Below are 16,851 nucleotides of genomic sequence, written 5' to 3'. Positions count from 1 at the left end.
CTATAATTGCCGGGCATTGCCAACGTCTTACTAAACAGTTTTCAAATAATCAGGAGATAAACATGGCAGTAACCAATTTGGCTGAACTGGATGCACTGGTCGCCCGCGTTAAGGAAGCCCAGCGTGAATTCGCCAGCTTCTCTCAAGAGCAGGTAGACAAGATCTTCCGTGCCGCCGCCCTGGCCGCCAACAACGCCCGTATCCCTCTGGCCCAGATGGCCGTGGAAGAATCCGGTATGGGTATCATCGAAGACAAGGTTATCAAGAACCACTTCGCCTCCGAATACATCTACAACAAGTACAAAGACGAGAAGACCTGCGGCATTCTGAGCGAAGATGATCAGATGGGTACCATCACCATCGCCGAGCCGGTAGGTATCATCTGTGGTATCGTTCCGACCACCAACCCGACCTCCACTGCGATCTTCAAATCCATGATCGCGCTCAAGACCCGCAACGCCATCATCTTCTCCCCGCACCCCCGTGCCAAGAACTCCACCAATACCGCTGCCAAGCTGGTACTGGATGCCGCTGTTGCCGCTGGTGCGCCGAAAGACATCATCGGCTGGATCGACCAACCGTCTGTTGAGCTCTCCAACGCCCTGATGAAGCACGACGACATCAACCTGATCCTGGCCACCGGTGGCCCGGGCATGGTGAAAGCAGCCTACTCCTCCGGTAAGCCTGCTATCGGTGTGGGTGCCGGTAACGTACCTATCGTTATCGACGAAACTGCCGACGTGAAGCGTGCGGTTGCCTCCATCCTGATGTCCAAGACTTTCGATAACGGCGTGGTCTGTGCTTCCGAGCAGGCGGTCATCGTTGTTGATGCCATCTACGACCAAGTTAAAGAGCGCTTTGCATCCCACAAGGGCCACGTGCTCTCCAAAGAAGATGCTGACAAGGTACGTAAAGTCATCCTGATCAACGGTGCCCTGAACGCCAACATCGTTGGCCAGCCAGCCACCAAGATTGCCGAGATGGCAGGCGTGACTGTACCGGCTGATACCAAGATCCTGATCGGTGAAGGCGTCAAGCTATGTGCAGAAGACGAGTTTGCTCACGAGAAATTGTCCCCGCTGCTCGGTATGTTCCGTGCAAGCAGCTTCGAAAACGCCGTTGATATGGCCTGTGACATGGTCAACATCGGTGGTATCGGCCACACCTCAGGTCTGTACACCGACCAGGACCGCAACGCTGACCGCATCAAGTACTTCGGCGACAAGATGAAGACCGCGCGTATCCTGATCAACACTCCGTCTACCCAAGGCGGTATCGGTGACCTGTACAACTTCGCAATGGCTCCGTCCCTGACCCTGGGTTGCGGCTCCTGGAGCGGTAACTCCATCTCCGAAAACGTGGGTCCGAAGCACCTGATCAACAAGAAGACAGTCGCAAAACGGGCAGAAAACATGCTGTGGCACAAACTTCCGAAATCCATCTACTTCCGTCGTGGTTCCCTGCCGATCGCTCTGAGCGACCTGGAAGGTAAAAAGCGTGCCATGGTCGTAACTGACCGCTTCCTGTTCAACAACGGCTACGCCGATGAACTGGTCAGCCTGCTGAAAGCACAGAATATGGAAGTGGAAGTGTTCTACGAAGTAGAAGCTGACCCGACCCTGGCTGTGGTTCGCAAAGGTGCCGAGATGGCCAACTCCTTCAAACCGGACGTTATCCTGGCGCTGGGCGGTGGTTCACCGATGGATGCGGCCAAGATCATGTGGGTGATGTACGAGCACCCGAACACTGCGTTCGAAGATCTGGCCATGCGCTTTATGGATATCCGCAAGCGTATCTACAAGTTCCCGAAAATGGGCGTGAAGGCCGAACTGGTCTGTATCACCACCACTTCCGGTACCGGCTCTGAAGTCACTCCGTTTGCAGTAGTAACCGATGAAGTGTCTGGTCAGAAGTATCCGCTGGCTGACTACGAGCTGACCCCGAACATGGCCATCGTTGATGCCAACCTGGTCATGGGTATGCCGAAGTCCCTGTGTGCATTCGGTGGTATCGATGCCGTGACTCACGCCATGGAAGCCTATGTTTCCGTACTGGCTAACGAGTACTCCGACGGCCAGGCGCTGCAAGCCCTGAAAATGCTGAAAGAGTACCTGCCGTCCAGCTATCAGAACGGTGCCAACGACCCGATCGCTCGTGAGAAGGTGCACAATGCTGCCACCATCGCCGGTATCGCGTTCGCCAACGCCTTCCTGGGTGTGTGCCACTCCATGGCTCATAAACTGGGTGCCGAGTTCCACATTCCGCACGGTCTGGCTAACGCTCTGCTGATCAGCAACGTCATCCGCTACAACGCGAACGACAACCCGACCAAGCAGACTGCGTTCTCCCAGTACGACCGTCCGCAGGCTCGTCGTCGTTACGCCGAAGTCGCTGACCACCTGGGTCTGACTGCTGCCGGTGACCGCACCGCAGCCAAGATCGAGAAGCTGCTGACCTGGCTGGACGAGCTGAAGGCTACCCTGGGTATCCCGGCCTCTATCCGCGAAGCTGGCGTAACTGAAGCTGACTTCCTGGCCAAGGTTGACCAGCTGGCTATCGAAGCTTTCGATGACCAGTGCACCGGCGCCAACCCGCGCTACCCGCTGATCAGCGAGCTGAAGCAGGTTCTGCTGGACTCCTACTACGGTCGTCCGTTCACCGAAGCCGCTCCGGTAACTGCTGCCCCGGTTGAAGCCAAGGTTGAAGGCAAGAAGAAATCCAAGGCCTGATAACCGGTCCTGAGATAACAAGCCCGCGCACTGCGCGGGCTTTTTTTTATCTGCCACTTATCACAGAGCTCCTCTCTCCACCCGATTGCGGTAGTGCAGCCCCTAACGTCCCAACCAACCAACCAACCAACCAACCAACCAACCAACCAACCAACCAACCAACCAACCAACCAACCAACCAACTCGCCCCAGCCAATCCGTTATCGACATCCCAACCTGTGACTCTGTATTGATGGGCACCTCTGATAACAAGAGCACGCCCCATCACCTCCTCTCCCCTACCCGCAACGCAATTACCCTGACGGGCAGATGTGAGCAGTCAACGCAATCTCAAGAGCTAAAGGTGTGATAAACAGGATAAGCGGAGCCTCGCTAACGCAACGCAGCAGAACTGCCGACTGGCGTACGTACAGGGCCAACCGACTGGCATGAATAGAGCAATGATAATGCGCAGAGAAAGCGGGAAAGACTGTCAGTGAAGAGAGTTGCAGCACCAGTTGCGCAACCGACACATCAGCAGTTGCCACGATGCAAAGATAAAAAAATGGCAGCCATCAGGCTGCCATCGAGAGAGCACAATTCAGCGATCAGAGGGTAGCAGCGACTTCATCGGAGATGGAGCCGTTGTGATACACCTCTTGCACATCGTCCAGATCTTCCAGCATGTCGATCAGACGCATCAGCTTGGGTGCAGTTTCTGCATCCAGCTCAGCTTCGGTGGAGGGGATCATGGTCACTTCGGCGCTCTGGGCCTTGAAGCCGGCAGCTTCCAGACCATCCAGCACGGTACCGAAGTCGTTCGGGGTGGTGTACACCTCGATGGTGCCATCCTCTTCGGTGACCACGTCATCGGCGCCCGCTTCCAGCGCGGCATCCATCAGGGCATCTTCGTCTACGCCCACGAAGGTCAGCAGACCTTTCTTGCTGAACAGATAGGCGACGGAGCCGTCGGTACCCAGGTTGCCACCGCACTTGCTGAAGGCGTGGCGCACTTCGGCTACGGTACGGTTACGGTTATCGGTCAGGCACTCTACCATCACGGCAGAGCCAGCCGGGCCGTAACCTTCGTATACGATGGTCTCGAGCTGTTCGCCATCGCCACCACCGGCGCCACGCTGAATGGCACGGTTGATGGTGTCGCGGGTCATGTTGTTGGTCAGGGCGGCAGTCACCGCAGCACGCAGACGCGGGTTGTTGGCGGGATCGGCATCACCCAGACGCGCGGAGGTAGTGATTTCGCGGATCAGTTTGGTGAAGATCTTGCCACGCTTGGCGTCCTGAGCGGCCTTGCGGTGTTTGATGTTGGCCCATTTACTGTGACCTGCCATAGAGACTCTCCGTTATTTTTTAAATGTCAGTAACACTGATCATGACTAACCCAAGGGAAACACAGAGGCCGCACGGCGGCGGCCTCCGGTGCCGGTATCGGCTTACTCGTCGCCCTTGACGGTGGTTGCAATCGCCAGCTCACCCAGTTGGGCGGCATTGGCAAGGCTGGGGGCGTCTGTCATCAGACAGGCGGCCGCGGTCGTTTTCGGGAAGGCGATGACGTCCCGAATGTTTTCGGTGCCGGTCAGCAGCATGCTGAGACGGTCCAGACCGAAGGCCAGACCGGCGTGCGGCGGGGTACCGTACTTCAGCGCATCCAGCAGGAAGCCGAACTTCAGGCGCTGCTCGGCCGGGGTGATACCCAGGATATCGAACACGGTGGATTGCATCTCGCTGTTGTGGATACGGACAGAGCCGCCACCCACTTCGTAGCCGTTGATCACCATGTCGTAGGCGTTGGCGTAAGCACCCACAGGGTTGGCTTTCAGCTCGGCCGGGCTCATGTTGCTCGGCGCGGTGAACGGGTGGTGCATGGCGGCCAGACCACCTTCACCATCTTCCTCGAACATCGGAAAGTCGATGACCCACAGCGGTTTCCAGCTGTTCTCCAGCAGGCCCAGGTCGCGACCCACTTTCAGACGCAGGGCGCCCATAGCATCGCAGACCACTTTCTTGCTGTCAGCGCCAAAGAAGATGATGTCGCCGTCGGCTGCGCCAGTACGAGCCAGGATCTCGCGCACGATCTCGTCAGAGAGGAACTTGGCAACCGGAGACTGCACGCCTTCGATGCCGTTGGCGGCTTCGTTAACCTTCATCCAGGCCAGGCCCTTGGCACCGTAGATGCCGACAAACTTGGTGTATTCGTCGATCTGCTTGCGAGAGAGCTCGGCACCGCCCGGGACTTTCAGGGCAGCCACACGGCCTTTCGGATCGTTGGCGGGGCCCGCGAACACGGCGAACTCGACAGCAGTCAGCAGATCAGCCACATCAACCAGCTCCATTGGCAGACGCAGGTCCGGCTTGTCGGAGCCGTAGCGACGCATGGCTTCGTCGAAGGTCATGATCGGGAAGTCGCCCAGATCCACGTTCAGGATGTGCAGCCACAGTTTGCGGATCATCTCTTCCATCACTTCACGCACCTGCGGCGCGGTCATGAAGGAGGTCTCCACGTCGATCTGGGTGAATTCCGGCTGGCGGTCGGCACGCAGGTCTTCGTCACGGAAGCACTTGACGATCTGGTAGTAGCGATCGAAGCCGGACATCATCAGCAACTGCTTGAACAGCTGGGGTGATTGCGGCAGAGCGTAGAACTTGCCCTTGTGCACGCGGCTCGGCACCAGATAGTCACGGGCACCTTCCGGGGTGGCCTTGGTCAGCATCGGGGTCTCGATATCGAGGAAGCCGTGCTCGTCCATGAAGCGGCGTACGAAGGCGCTGGCCTTGGCACGGGTCTTCAGGTACTTGGCCATCTCGGGACGACGCAGATCCAGGTAGCGATACTTGAGGCTGATCTCTTCGCTGTTGACCTGATTGAAGTCCAGCGGCAGCGGCTCGGCACGGTTGATGATGTTGAGTTCGTGGGCGAACACTTCGATGGCGCCAGTGGCCATGTCGCTGTTGCGCTGGGACTCGGGACGGGTGCGCACCACGCCGGTCACCTGGATGCAGAACTCGCCGCGCAGCTCGGAGGCCAGGGCGAACGCGTCCGGCTTGTCCGGATCGAAGAACACCTGAACGATCCCTTCCCGGTCGCGCATATCGATAAAGATCAGACCGCCGAGATCACGACGACGATGAACCCAACCGCACAATGTAATGGTCTGCCCTGCATGGGCCTCATTGACCTGTCCGCAATAGATAGAGCGCATGGACTTCTTCCTTCGAAATTGTAGAGAGACGGTTAACCTTGGGCCGCCGGGCACGACTGGCAAGCACCGTCTGTCTCACTGCTGGCCAGATTCTTTTTCTTACCCGGTTTGAAATCAGTCTCGTACCATCCGGTTCCCTTGAGCCGGAAGCCTGCCGCCGATATCAGCTTGACCAGATTCGGCTTGCTACAGGCCGGACAGTCGGTCAGGGGGGCATCGGAAAGCTTTTGCAGTTTTGCCAATTCATGGCCACAGACGTCGCAACGATATTCGTAGATAGGCATGGGTCACAAGAAATTGAAAAACAAAAGGGCTGGCATTATAGAGGAAAACCCCCTTTTGGGTAAAATGGCCAGCGGCCTCCTTTCGCCAGTTTTTTGCACTCGATGGCAAAAAGCGGGCAAAAAATCGGCACGAATGCACCTAGAGCGAAGAGAATAGCCATCATGAGCCTCTATTTGGGCCTGCCACAGTGGTCCCACCCCAGCTGGCCCGGCCAGTTGCTGGGCCTTGGCGCCAAGCCTGCCGAACACCTCGCCCACTACGCCACCGTGTTCAATTCGGTGGAGGGCAACACCACCTTCTACGCCCTGCCGACACCGGATACTGTGCAGCGCTGGGCCGATGCGGTACCCGATCACTTTCGTTTCAACTTCAAATTTCCACAAACCATCAGCCACCAGAGCGATCTGGTGAGCGCAGACAAGCAAGTCGCCGACTTTATTCGCCTGCTCGCCCCGCTGCACGACAAGCTGGGGCTGCTCACCCTGCAGTTGCCCGCCCGTTTCGGGCCACAGGGGCTGGCCAGACTGGCGGCCTTCATCGATCGGCTGCCGCGGGCGTTTCGCTACGCCCTCGAAGTGCGTCACCCTGAGTTCTTCGCCAAGGGGGAGGCCGAGCGGGCATTGAACCGGCTGCTGATGGAAAAGGGTGTGAACCGGGTGATGCTCGATAGCCGGCCACTCTTCTCGGTGCAAGCAACCACGCCAGCCCTTGTCGATGCCCAGGGCAAGAAACCGCGCCTACCGGTGCATCTGCTGGCCACCGCCAACGCCCCCATGGTGCGCTTTATCGGCCTGCCGGACCCGGCGGCCAATCACCCCTTCCTGCCCAACTGGCTCCCCCACTGGCGCCAGTGGCTTTCCGAGGGCAAGGATCTCTACCTCTATATACATACTGCCGACAACGCCCAGGCACCTGAGCTGGCCCGCCAGATCACCCGCTTGCTGGAGCAGGAGATGGCCCCCTGGCCGGGGGAAAACGATCGCGCACGGCAGGGAGTGCTGCGCTTTTAGCCAACCCATTCTGCGGCCATCGTTTCGCTGCAAAAAAAGTGCTTTTTTGTGGCGTGGCAAGCCCTGGCGTCAAGACAAACGGCCATCAATCCTCTACACTACCGCCCCAAGTAAGGGTCCGGAACATGGCCCGTACGAACAGGACAGGTCCAAAGGATTTCACGACCAGCCACCCCGTTCGTAAACAGGTGATAAATCTACTCTGATGGGTGTCACCCAACGACTCAATTGAACAATACAGCCGGGTGATGTCCCGACTGTCAGGTTGCGCCAGCATGCATACCAAAGATCAAATTTTTGCCGCCCCGATCGCCCGATTGGGAGACTTCTGTTTTGACGAACAGGTCGTCGACGTGTTTCCCGATATGATCCAGCGCTCGGTGCCGGGTTACAGCAACATCATCTCCGCCATCGGCATGATGGCCGCCCGCTACGCCCAACCCGAGAGCCGACTCTATGATCTCGGCTGCTCACTGGGCGCTGCGACCCAGGCGATGCGTCGCCATGTCAGCCAGCCCGGCTGCCGCATCACCGCGGTGGATCTCTCCCATCCGATGATCGAGCGCGCCCGCGCCCACCTCTCCGGTTTCAAATCCGAGGTGCCAGTGGAGCTGGTGGAAGCAGATATCTGCGACATCGAGATCGAGAACGCCTCCGTGGTGGTGCTCAACTTCACTCTGCAATTTGTCGAGCCAGAAAAACGGGCCGCCCTGATCCAGCGCATTCACGATGGGCTACGCCCGGGCGGGATCCTGATCCTGAGCGAAAAGTTCCGCTTCGAAGATGAACCGGTCAACGAGCTGCTCATCGATCTGCATCTCGACTTCAAACGGGCCAATGGCTACAGCGAGCTGGAGATCAGCCAGAAACGCACTGCCCTTGAGAACGTGATGCGCACCGACAGCCTGCCGGTGCATCAGGCTCGTCTGCGGGATGCCGGTTTCGTCCATCAGGATCTCTGGTTCCAGTGTTTCAACTTCGGCTCCATGATTGCCATCAAATCCAGCGACGCCCAGCCATGATCGACTTTGCCAATTTCTATCAACTGATTGCCAAAAACCGGCTGAGCCACTGGCTGCATACCCTGCCCGCCCAGCTGCACGCCTGGCAACATGACAACCAGCATGGCGACCTGCCGCGCTGGAACCGCGCCCTCAACAAGCTGCCGGTGGTCTCCCCAGGCAACATCGAGCTGAAAAGCCGGGTCGAGATTGGCTCGGCCGAGAGCCTTGGCGAAGGTGAACGCAAGAAGGTCGAGAGCCTGCTGCGCCACTTCATGCCCTGGCGCAAGGGGCCATTCACCTTGCACGGCATCCACATCGATACCGAGTGGCGCTCTGACTGGAAGTGGGATCGGGTGCTGCCCCATATCAGCCCGCTCGAAGGCCGTTACGTGCTGGATGTGGGCTGCGGCAGCGGCTACCACCTCTGGCGCATGGTAGGTGAAGGGGCCAAGCTGGCGGTCGGCATCGACCCTAGCCCGCTGTTCCTCTGCCAGTTCGAGGCCATTCGCCACTTCGCGGGCAATGATCAGCGCGCCCACCTGTTGCCGCTCGGCATTCAGGAACTGCCGGATCTGCGTGCCTTTGACACCGTCTTCTCCATGGGGGTGCTCTATCACCGCAAATCACCCATCGAGCACATCGAGCAGCTGCGCAATCAATTGAAAGATGATGGCGAGCTGGTGCTGGAGACGCTGGTGATTGATGGCGGGGTCAACGACGTGCTGATGCCCACCGACCGTTACGGCAAGATGCGCAACGTCTGGTTTATTCCCTCAAGCCGCGCCCTCAAGCTGTGGGTCGAGCGCTGCGGCTTCACCGACGTGCGGATAGTAGACGAGAATATGACCAGCACCGACGAACAGCGTCGTACCGACTGGATGATTAATGAATCCCTGAGTGACTATCTGGATCCAGACAATCCGGCACTCACGGTAGAAGGACACCCGGCGCCGAAACGTGCCGTACTGATTGCCCGCAAGGCCAAAGACTAGCCGGTGGCGCTTGTGGAAGTTACACTGACCCAATTCCAGGAAGCACAGTTAAATGAATGACATGAAAAGCAAATTAAAAGGAATGACCCTGCTCTCCCTGCTTAGTCTCGGCGGGTGTGTCAATATGGAAAAAGCGCCTCAGGTCCCTGCTCTGACGCTGGCCGAGCTTCGTAGCGAGCTGAGCCAGAGCGAGCAGCGCCTGCAAACATCCATGGAACAGCAACAGAAGCAGTATGTGCAGCAACAGCACCTGCTGGTTCAGCTCAACACAGATGTCACCAATATGAAAGAGTCCGTCAAGCAAGTAGACCACAAGCTCGCCACCCTCCCCTCCGAACCGCCCAAGCCGATGGCCATCCCCACCGAGAAGTGCCCGGCCCCCAATCAGGGTCACACCATCGATGGCAAGCTGATGGTCGGTGAAGCCGAGTGGATCTGGGTTGATGCGGCCAACGACGCCTTCCAGGCGCGGGTCGATACCGGTGCGACCACCTCCTCCATCAGTGCGCAGGAGATCACCATTTTCGAGCGCAACGGCAAAAACTGGGTGCGCTTCTTCCTGAGCCATCAGGAAGTGGACGACAAGATCCAGATCGAAGCGCCGCTGGTACGCCATGTACGGGTGCGTCAGGCCTCTGCCGACGATCTGGACCGCCGTCCGGTGGTGCGTCTGGCCGTGCGCATTGGCGACATGACCGAAAAAGCCGAATTTACCCTGAAAGACCGTAGCGACATGACCTTCCCTGTGCTGCTGGGTCGCGAATTTTTGAAAGACATCGCCGTGGTTGATGTGGCCCGCGAATATATCCAACCCAAACCCAAGCTCAAGGATGTGAAATAATCCATGGTTTCCCGTAAGCCGTTCTATTTGCTGGTAGCCCTGCTGTACATTGTCGGCCTGGGGATGACGATCTATCACCATATCGCGTTGGATGTGCCGCTGACGCCTGGTGAAAAGCGCCAGATCTGGTCCATCGAAGCCAAGCTGGAGTTTGAGGCGACCGGTGAGCCGGTGATCGCCTCTCTGGCCATTCCGGGCACCCAGCCCGGTTTCACCCTGATGAACGAGAACGCCGCCAGCCCGGGCTACGGCCTCTCCTTCGTCGAGAAAGATGGTGATGCCCGCGCCGAGTGGTCCATCCGCACCGCCTCCGGCCGTCAGGAGCTCTACTACCGCGTCGATATGATGGCGGATGCCCACGCCAAACCGGCCGCCAATCCGCAGCCGCCTGCCATCGAGAAGCAGATCGAAAGTGAGCCTTATGCCACCGCGATGAAGCAGATCCTCGAGCGGGCACAGGAGCGCTCTGCCGACGGCTACACCCTGACTCGCGAGATCATCAAGGAGATCGAGAAGCAGGAGCAGAACGCCGAGCTGCTGAAAAAGCACAAGAGCCGCGCCAACCTGATCGCCGAGCTGCTCAACAATGCTGACGTCCCCACCCGCGTGGTGCATGCCCTGAATCTGGAAGATGGCCGCCGTCGTCAGGAGCTGGTGGATTACCTGCAGGTATTCAACAGCCCGACCGACTACAAGCTGTTCAACCCGCAAACCGGTGAACAGGGCCGTCCGGCCAACCTGCTGCTGTGGGAATACAACTCCGGCGCCCTGCTGGACGTGACCGGTGGTCACAACTCCCGTGTCAGCTTCTCGATGATCGAACAGGAGCAGCCGGTCAGCGTGGCACTGGCGCAGAAGTTCGAAAAATCAGAGATGATGAACTTCTCCATCCACAGCCTGCCGCTGGAAGAGCAGACCCTGTTCAAGGGCTTGCTGCTGATCCCGATCGGCGTGCTGATGGTGGTGTTCCTGCGGGTGCTGGTGGGGATCAAGACCTCAGGTACCTTTATGCCGGTGCTGATCGCGGTCGCCTTTATCCAGACCTCGCTGGTCACCGGTCTCATCGGCTTCCTGCTGATCGTCGGCACCGGTCTCATCATCCGCTCCTATCTGTCTCGGCTTAACCTGCTGCTGGTCGCCCGAATATCGGCCATCATCATCATGGTTATCTCGATGATCGGTATCTTCTCCGCGTTCGCCTTCAAGCTGGGGCTGACCGACGGCATGAAGATCACCTTCTTCCCGATGATCATCCTCTCCTGGACCATCGAACGGATGTCCATCCTGTGGGAAGAAGAGGGCCCGAAAGAGGTGTTCCGCCAGGGCGGCGGCTCTCTGCTGGTTGCCGTCATCGCCTATCTGGCTATGGATAACGAGCTTATTCGTCACCTCACCTTCAACTTCCTCGGCCTGCAGCTGGTGCTGATGGCGACCGTGCTGTTGATGGGTAACTACACCGGCTACAAGCTGAGCGAATTGAAGCGCTTCAAGCCGCTGGTGGACGAGATGAAATCTGGCGTCACCCCGGGTAAGGACAAGTAACCGATGTGGTTCTGGGAAAAATACACCACCCCGTGGAGCCTGTCCCAATCAGGCATCCTCGGCATGAACAAGCGCAACCACTCCTACATCAGCCGCTACAATCCGCGCAGCCTCTATCCGCTGGTGGATGACAAGCTGCAGACCAAGCAAATTGCACTGGATGCAGGCGTTACCGTGCCTGAGCTGATCGGTACCATCCGTGCCCAGCACGATGTGGGTCGCATCACCGAGCTGGTAAAAGATTGGCCGGGCTTCTGCATCAAGCCGGCCCGTGGCTCGGGTGGCAAGGGGATCCTGGTGATCCTGCGTCAGGAAGATGGCCTCTTCTATAAACCCAACGGCAGCGCCTCCAACGGTCAGGATCTGGAGCGCCATGTATCCAACATTCTGGCGGGGCTCTATTCGCTTGGCGGCAAGCCAGACGTGGCACTGGTGGAAGGCCTCATCAACTTTGATGATGTGTTCGACGGCTACTCTTTTGAAGGGGTACCCGATGCTCGGGTCATCATCTTCAAGGGGTTCCCGGTGATGGCGATGATGCGCCTCTCCACCGCCGCCTCCGACGGCAAGGCGAACCTGCACCAGGGCGCCGTGGGGGTGGGTCTGTGCCTGCGTACCGGTCGTGCCCTGCGGGCGGTGCAGTTTGGCAATCCGCTGCGCCACCATCCGGATACCGGCCTCGACCTCTATGAGCTCAAGGTCCCACACTGGGATACCCTGCTCACCCTGGCGGCCTCCTGCTACGAGATGTCGGGTCTGGGCTATATCGGTACTGACATGGTGCTGGACAAGTTCCGCGGCCCCATGCTGCTGGAGCTCAACGCCCGTCCCGGTCTTGCCATCCAGATCGCCAACGGTCGCGGCCTGGTGCCCAACCTCAAGACCATCGAGAAGCTGGGGCAGGTGAAGATGAACGTGGAGCAGCGGGTCAATTTCGCCAAGGATCACTTCGGGATCTTTGAGGAATAACACCTCCGCTTGTGAACTGAGCGCGCCTATGGCGCGCTTTTTTTATGGCGATTGTCTGTCGGCATATCCCCCCACCCAGCCATTCGGATCAGCACCTCATTTCGAAACGACGAGTACGCCAGCGAACGGCAGCTTGGAATAACGAAGGAGCGAAGGAGCGAAGGAGCGAAGGAGCGAAGGAGCGAGAAGAGTGTGACCGGCGATGTCAGGGGGATAGATGACTCACAGGTATAAAAAAACCGGCGCCAAGACGCCGGTTCTTCAAGGAGAGTACGACCCGATTACAGGGAGTCAGCATTCTCGGACAGGTACTTGGCAACGCCGTCCGGAGAGGCTTGCATACCTTTTTTGCCTTTTTCCCACTGAGCCGGGCACACTTCGCCGTGCTCTTCGTGGAACTGCAGGGCATCGACCATGCGCAGCATCTCGTCGATGTTGCGGCCCAGCGGCAGATCGTTGACAACCTGGTGACGAACGACACCGTTCTTGTCGATCAGGAAGGAGCCACGGAACGCCACACCGGCTTCCGGATGCTCAACATCATAGGCTTTGCAGATTTCGTGTTTCACGTCGGCGATCAGCGGGTACTTGACCTGACCGATACCGCCATCTTCCACTTTGGTGTTGCGCCATGCGTTGTGGGAGAACTGGGAATCGATGGAAACACCGATCACTTCCACGCCACGCTTCTGGAACTCTTCATAACGGTGATCGAAGGCAATCAGCTCGGACGGGCAGACGAAGGTGAAATCGAGCGGATAAAAAAAGACAACAGCAGCTTTGCCTTTGATGTGGGATGACAGGTTGAATGAATCAACGATCTCGCCATTACCCAGAACAGCTGCGGCGGTAAAATCGGGTGCGGGACGGCCTACCAATACCATATTCAATTCCTCTTTATGTGAAGTGAACAATCCGGTGAGGATTGGGCTACCTAGAGCCAAGTCCATCTAATTCAAGCGACAAACTATAGACCCGGTGGTAGATTAGTTAAATCAAATTAAATAGATAGCATTAATCGGGTTTTTCTATGCAACGTTGGCCCAGCCTCAAACAGCTGCAATATCTGGTCGCTCTCGATGAGCACAAGAACTTCAACCGCGCCGCCAAGGCCTGTCATGTCAGCCAGTCGACCCTGAGTACCGGGATCCAGACGCTGGAGGACATGATGAACCTGCAACTGGTGGAGCGGGACCACAAGAGCTTCATTATGACCCCGGTCGGCATGGAAATCGTCGAGCGCGCTCGCAATTTGCTCTCCGATGCACGGGATCTCATGGAGCTCGGGCAACATCAGGGCGGCGTGATGCAGGGGACGGTACGTCTTGGCTGCATTCCCACCATCGCCCCCTTCCTGCTGAGCAAGCTGCTGAAAGAGTGCAGCAAAACCTATCCTGACCTCGAATTGTTGCTGCGTGAAGACACCACCAGCAATCTGCTCAAGCAGCTGGAACAGGGTCAGCTCGACTTGCTGATCCTCGCCCTGCCCATCGAGATCGGGGGATTTCACTGCAAGACCGTCGGTCAGGATCCGTTCCACATGGTGATGCCCGCCAGCATGGCGGCCGGTCTGCATACCCCGTTCGACTACAAGGAGCTGCCCAACCAGAGCATCTTCCTGCTGGAGCGGGAGCACTGCCTCACCGAGCACGCAGTGAGCGCCTGTCGCCTGCGGGACAAGAGCAAGATCAACCCGTTCGCCGCCACCAGCCTGCACACCCTGGTACAGATGGTGGAAGCGGGTCTTGGCACCACCTTCCTGCCGCAGATGGCCATCGATGCCGGCATTCTTGCCAACTCCGATCTGGTGGCCATCCCGCTGCCGGGAGAGACCCCCTATCGCGAGATCGGGCTGGTCTGGCGCCCCAGCACCACCCGGGTGCAGACCTTCTACAAGCTGGCCGAGCTGCTTAAACCGCTGATCAGCCACAACGAGTGACAACAAACGCCAGCCCTCGGGTTGGCGTTTTTCAGTTCCCCGCCACATTTTTCCTCTCGGAGACTAGGTCTGGAGCCAGATCCCTGTTTATGATGGAAAAGTTGTCGCGTGCCCTCCTGCCCCCAGAACGATTTGGCAGGATATGCGTTCGATAAATGTCTCGTTTGGTAGACCCGTCCGTGGAGAGAGCCCGATGTATCGCAAGCTGTTGCTATCCCTGCTGACTCTGCTGCTGGCCGCCTGCTCCAGCACGCCGGAGCCACCTCCGGCCCCCCGGCAGAGCAGTGCCTTTGATGGCTTCTACCAACAATGGCGCGGTGTTCCCTACCGCATGGGCGGCGCCAGCCGCGCCGGGCTAGACTGCTCCGCCTTCACCCAGCTCGCCTACAGTCAGGTGCTGGGCTTCAACCTGCCAAGAACCACCGAATCTCAGGCCAGCATTGGCAAACCGGTGGATCGCTACCGGCTGCAACACGGGGATCTGGTCTTCTTCAAAACCGGCTGGCAACAGTACCATGTGGGGGTCTACACAGGTGCCGGCGAGTTTATTCACGCCTCCACCAGCAAGGGAGTGATCCGCTCCCGCCTCGACAACGTCTACTGGAACAGTCGCTACTGGCAGGCACGTCGGGTGACCCAGTAACCGCTCAAACGCCTGCTTGCGGCACAAGTTGCGTGCCGATACTCTCCGTCAATCCCTGTCGCGATGTCGGGACACACAACCCGCGCTTATAACTCAATTGGCCCCAAAGCCTGCATATCACACCATTTTGTGATAAGGTGGTGGCCAATTTTTAACACTTTCGCCTTTTTCTCATACGCTCTCTGTCCTGATTGACAACAAGCGAGGCAATAACAAGCAGCGCGCGGCGAAAGTGGAGTGTGGCGCAACACTGCCGGACGGGTGGCCCACTGCTGCAGTATCAAGGGTTAAATAGATAAGGAGATCGTACAATGAAACAGTATCAAAGCTGGCTGGGGCAATACCTGATGAGTCGCCGTGACGGTGACCACGCCATGGCATGCGAGATGGCGAGTTCCATCTGCGAGTTCTGGCAGCAGCAGGGAGATGAAAACGAACTGGACAAGTGGCAGCAGATTTACCAGAACCATCTGGAAAAGACCACCTGATCCCGACCGTTGCCTTGCTGCCAGCCACGGTTGGCAGCAAGGCAACTCGCGACCAACCACCATCAGCCAACCCCTCTCCCCCAATTTTCCCGCTACGTTAAACCGCAACCTTCGTTCACTCGCGCTTTACCATCTTCATGTTGCTCTTGCGCACCGGCCTCGGTTCATTCCATCTCGGCCGCCATCCCCTGTGCCCAGTCGATAAAGGCCTGGATCTTGGGACACGCCCGATTGGGCAGGGTAGCCATGTAATAACGCTGATCGCACTTGACCTCCAAGCCGGGGAAAGGGGCCACCAGCTCGTTGCGTGCCAGTCGCTTGCTCACCAGATTCTTGCGCCCCATGGCGATCCCGGCGTGATTCATGGCGGCGATGATGGCGAGATCCGAGCGATCAAAACCCATGCTCAGCTGGCATGCCTCGAGGCTGACCCCGGCGTGGCGAGCCCAGCAGCTCCATTCATCGGTATCCGAGTCAAATCCCCATGCCTGCCGATCATGGAGCAGCCGGCACAAGGACAAGTTGGCGGGATTGCCGACAAGCCCGTGCTGCTCGGCATATTCCGGGCTGCAGACCGGCAGCATGAACTCATCCATCAGCGGGTGGATGGCAAGCCGCTCCGGGCTCTTCTCATCGAAATAGAGGGTCAAATCGATGCCATAACCATGCAGGTTGATGTTCTCGTTGCCGGTGATGATATTGAGCTCGATCTGCGGATGCAGGCGGGAGAAATCAGCCAACCTGGGCACCAGCCAGCACTGGGCGATGGAGGGACGCGAATAGATGGTCAGGGTACCGGAGAGCTCCTGATTCTTGATCTCCAGGATCTCCTGATTGATGAACTCCAGCGAAGATTTGAGCGCCCAGAACACCCGCTGCCCATCCGCCGTCAGTACCACCTTGCGGTGAAAACGCTCAAAGAGCTTGAAGCCCAGCTCCTCTTCCAGCGCGCTGATCCGGTGACTCACGGCACTGGGACTCAGCGACAATTCATCAGCTGCCATGGCAAAGGATCCGTGGCGGGCGGCCGCCTCGAAGGTGTGCAGCTTGGCCAGCTGGTAGCCACTCAGCAGCTTGTTGCGCGATATGTAATTATCCCCGTTATACATTCATCCCCCTCTTGGCAATGGCCACCGATGATACACCCACAGGCCACCTTCAGGATGAAACCAAAAGACCCAAAGAGTGTGATTTAGATAAATTGTGACCAAT

15 protein-coding genes are annotated in these 16,851 nt (G+C 58.1%); 10 read left to right on the top strand and 5 right to left on the bottom strand.

From position 1 onward, the window contains the following. Nucleotides 1-62 precede the first annotated feature (62 nt). Nucleotides 63-2,729 carry a bifunctional acetaldehyde-CoA/alcohol dehydrogenase gene (adhE, locus tag LRL22_RS06275; protein ID WP_106844015.1) on the top strand — a complete coding sequence of 889 codons (2,667 nt, stop codon included), beginning with the start codon at nt 63-65 and terminating at the stop codon, nt 2,727-2,729. A 587-nt stretch (nt 2,730-3,316) separates the two neighbouring features. Here the strand turns inward: adhE and LRL22_RS06270 are convergent. The 3 genes from LRL22_RS06270 to LRL22_RS06260 all read right to left on the bottom strand — a co-directional run bounded on the left by LRL22_RS06270 (nt 3,317) and on the right by LRL22_RS06260 (nt 6,210). Continuing rightward, nucleotides 3,317-4,057, bottom strand: a complete 741-nt coding sequence (locus LRL22_RS06270) for a YebC/PmpR family DNA-binding transcriptional regulator (RefSeq protein ID WP_005337681.1) — start codon at nt 4,055-4,057, stop codon at nt 3,317-3,319. 102 nt (nt 4,058-4,159) lie between these two features. Next, nucleotides 4,160-5,926, bottom strand: a complete 1,767-nt coding sequence (gene aspS / locus LRL22_RS06265) for an aspartate--tRNA ligase (protein ID WP_064339827.1) — start codon at nt 5,924-5,926, stop codon at nt 4,160-4,162. Between the two features lie 32 nt (nt 5,927-5,958). Continuing rightward, nucleotides 5,959-6,210, bottom strand: coding sequence for an FmdB family zinc ribbon protein (locus LRL22_RS06260; protein WP_270904979.1), 252 nt, complete (start codon nt 6,208-6,210; stop codon nt 5,959-5,961). A 162-nt stretch (nt 6,211-6,372) separates the two neighbouring features. Here LRL22_RS06260 and LRL22_RS06255 point away from each other — a divergent pair, with 162 nt between their 5' ends. The 6 genes from LRL22_RS06255 to LRL22_RS06230 all read left to right on the top strand — a co-directional run bounded on the left by LRL22_RS06255 (nt 6,373) and on the right by LRL22_RS06230 (nt 12,569). Continuing rightward, on the top strand, nt 6,373-7,221 hold the full coding sequence (locus LRL22_RS06255; RefSeq protein ID WP_270904978.1) for a DUF72 domain-containing protein: 849 nt from the start codon (nt 6,373-6,375) through the stop codon (nt 7,219-7,221). 275 nt (nt 7,222-7,496) lie between these two features. Continuing rightward, nucleotides 7,497-8,243, top strand: coding sequence for a carboxy-S-adenosyl-L-methionine synthase CmoA (gene cmoA / locus LRL22_RS06250; RefSeq protein WP_005353159.1), 747 nt, complete (start codon nt 7,497-7,499; stop codon nt 8,241-8,243). Continuing rightward, nucleotides 8,240-9,217 (top strand): tRNA 5-methoxyuridine(34)/uridine 5-oxyacetic acid(34) synthase CmoB, encoded by a 978-nt coding sequence (cmoB, locus tag LRL22_RS06245; protein ID WP_270904977.1) that lies wholly within the window; start codon nt 8,240-8,242, stop codon nt 9,215-9,217. The genes cmoA and cmoB overlap by 4 nt, the downstream gene beginning before the upstream one ends. A gap of 52 nt (nt 9,218-9,269) precedes the next feature. Further along, nucleotides 9,270-10,058: an ATP-dependent zinc protease family protein gene (locus tag LRL22_RS06240; RefSeq protein WP_005337698.1), complete on the top strand. Its 789-nt coding sequence runs from the start codon at nt 9,270-9,272 to the stop codon at nt 10,056-10,058. 3 nt (nt 10,059-10,061) lie between these two features. Continuing rightward, entirely contained in the window at nt 10,062-11,600 is a 1,539-nt protein-coding gene (locus tag LRL22_RS06235; RefSeq protein WP_005337699.1) for an inactive transglutaminase family protein, read from the top strand. Between the two features lie 3 nt (nt 11,601-11,603). After that, complete coding sequence (locus LRL22_RS06230; RefSeq protein WP_005337700.1) at nt 11,604-12,569, top strand: alpha-L-glutamate ligase-like protein; 966 nt, start codon at nt 11,604-11,606, stop codon at nt 12,567-12,569. A gap of 281 nt (nt 12,570-12,850) precedes the next feature. Here LRL22_RS06230 and LRL22_RS06225 read toward each other — a convergent pair whose 3' ends face one another. Further along, entirely contained in the window at nt 12,851-13,453 is a 603-nt protein-coding gene (locus tag LRL22_RS06225; RefSeq protein ID WP_005337701.1) for a peroxiredoxin C, read from the bottom strand. A 146-nt stretch (nt 13,454-13,599) separates the two neighbouring features. Between LRL22_RS06225 and LRL22_RS06220 the strand changes: the two genes are divergently transcribed. The 3 genes from LRL22_RS06220 to LRL22_RS06210 all read left to right on the top strand — a co-directional run bounded on the left by LRL22_RS06220 (nt 13,600) and on the right by LRL22_RS06210 (nt 15,639). Further along, complete coding sequence (locus tag LRL22_RS06220; RefSeq protein WP_270904976.1) at nt 13,600-14,508, top strand: hydrogen peroxide-inducible genes activator; 909 nt, start codon at nt 13,600-13,602, stop codon at nt 14,506-14,508. A 193-nt stretch (nt 14,509-14,701) separates the two neighbouring features. Then, nucleotides 14,702-15,151, top strand: coding sequence for a C40 family peptidase (locus LRL22_RS06215; RefSeq protein ID WP_005337703.1), 450 nt, complete (start codon nt 14,702-14,704; stop codon nt 15,149-15,151). A gap of 311 nt (nt 15,152-15,462) precedes the next feature. Next, entirely contained in the window at nt 15,463-15,639 is a 177-nt protein-coding gene (locus LRL22_RS06210) for a hypothetical protein (RefSeq protein ID WP_005337704.1), read from the top strand. A 164-nt stretch (nt 15,640-15,803) separates the two neighbouring features. Here LRL22_RS06210 and dsdC read toward each other — a convergent pair whose 3' ends face one another. Further along, complete coding sequence (gene dsdC, locus LRL22_RS06205; RefSeq protein ID WP_270904975.1) at nt 15,804-16,748, bottom strand: DNA-binding transcriptional regulator DsdC; 945 nt, start codon at nt 16,746-16,748, stop codon at nt 15,804-15,806. Between the last annotated feature and the right edge of the window lie 103 nt (nt 16,749-16,851).

It is taken from the genome of Aeromonas sp. PI_26 (assembly GCF_027854445.1).
GTDB lineage: Bacteria > Pseudomonadota > Gammaproteobacteria > Enterobacterales > Aeromonadaceae > Aeromonas > Aeromonas veronii.
The sequence above is the reverse complement of the archived record's forward strand: the minus strand, read 5'-3'. Positions and strand labels throughout refer to the sequence as shown.

What these genes read in the sequence shown, in the direction of transcription:
- LRL22_RS06225 (WP_005337701.1), bottom strand. Translation starts at nt 13,453, where the DNA reads ATGGTATTGGTAGGCCGTCCCGCACCCGATTTTACCGCCGCAGCTGTT.
- LRL22_RS06215 (WP_005337703.1), top strand. Translation starts at nt 14,702, where the DNA reads ATGTATCGCAAGCTGTTGCTATCCCTGCTGACTCTGCTGCTGGCCGCC.
- aspS (WP_064339827.1), bottom strand. Translation starts at nt 5,926, where the DNA reads ATGCGCTCTATCTATTGCGGACAGGTCAATGAGGCCCATGCAGGGCAG.
- cmoA (WP_005353159.1), top strand. Translation starts at nt 7,497, where the DNA reads ATGCATACCAAAGATCAAATTTTTGCCGCCCCGATCGCCCGATTGGGA.
- LRL22_RS06235 (WP_005337699.1), top strand. Translation starts at nt 10,062, where the DNA reads ATGGTTTCCCGTAAGCCGTTCTATTTGCTGGTAGCCCTGCTGTACATT.
- LRL22_RS06270 (WP_005337681.1), bottom strand. Translation starts at nt 4,057, where the DNA reads ATGGCAGGTCACAGTAAATGGGCCAACATCAAACACCGCAAGGCCGCT.
- cmoB (WP_270904977.1), top strand. Translation starts at nt 8,240, where the DNA reads ATGATCGACTTTGCCAATTTCTATCAACTGATTGCCAAAAACCGGCTG.
- LRL22_RS06210 (WP_005337704.1), top strand. Translation starts at nt 15,463, where the DNA reads ATGAAACAGTATCAAAGCTGGCTGGGGCAATACCTGATGAGTCGCCGT.
- LRL22_RS06240 (WP_005337698.1), top strand. Translation starts at nt 9,270, where the DNA reads ATGAATGACATGAAAAGCAAATTAAAAGGAATGACCCTGCTCTCCCTG.
- LRL22_RS06220 (WP_270904976.1), top strand. Translation starts at nt 13,600, where the DNA reads ATGCAACGTTGGCCCAGCCTCAAACAGCTGCAATATCTGGTCGCTCTC.
- adhE (WP_106844015.1), top strand. Translation starts at nt 63, where the DNA reads ATGGCAGTAACCAATTTGGCTGAACTGGATGCACTGGTCGCCCGCGTT.
- LRL22_RS06260 (WP_270904979.1), bottom strand. Translation starts at nt 6,210, where the DNA reads ATGCCTATCTACGAATATCGTTGCGACGTCTGTGGCCATGAATTGGCA.
- dsdC (WP_270904975.1), bottom strand. Translation starts at nt 16,748, where the DNA reads ATGTATAACGGGGATAATTACATATCGCGCAACAAGCTGCTGAGTGGC.
- LRL22_RS06255 (WP_270904978.1), top strand. Translation starts at nt 6,373, where the DNA reads ATGAGCCTCTATTTGGGCCTGCCACAGTGGTCCCACCCCAGCTGGCCC.
- LRL22_RS06230 (WP_005337700.1), top strand. Translation starts at nt 11,604, where the DNA reads ATGTGGTTCTGGGAAAAATACACCACCCCGTGGAGCCTGTCCCAATCA.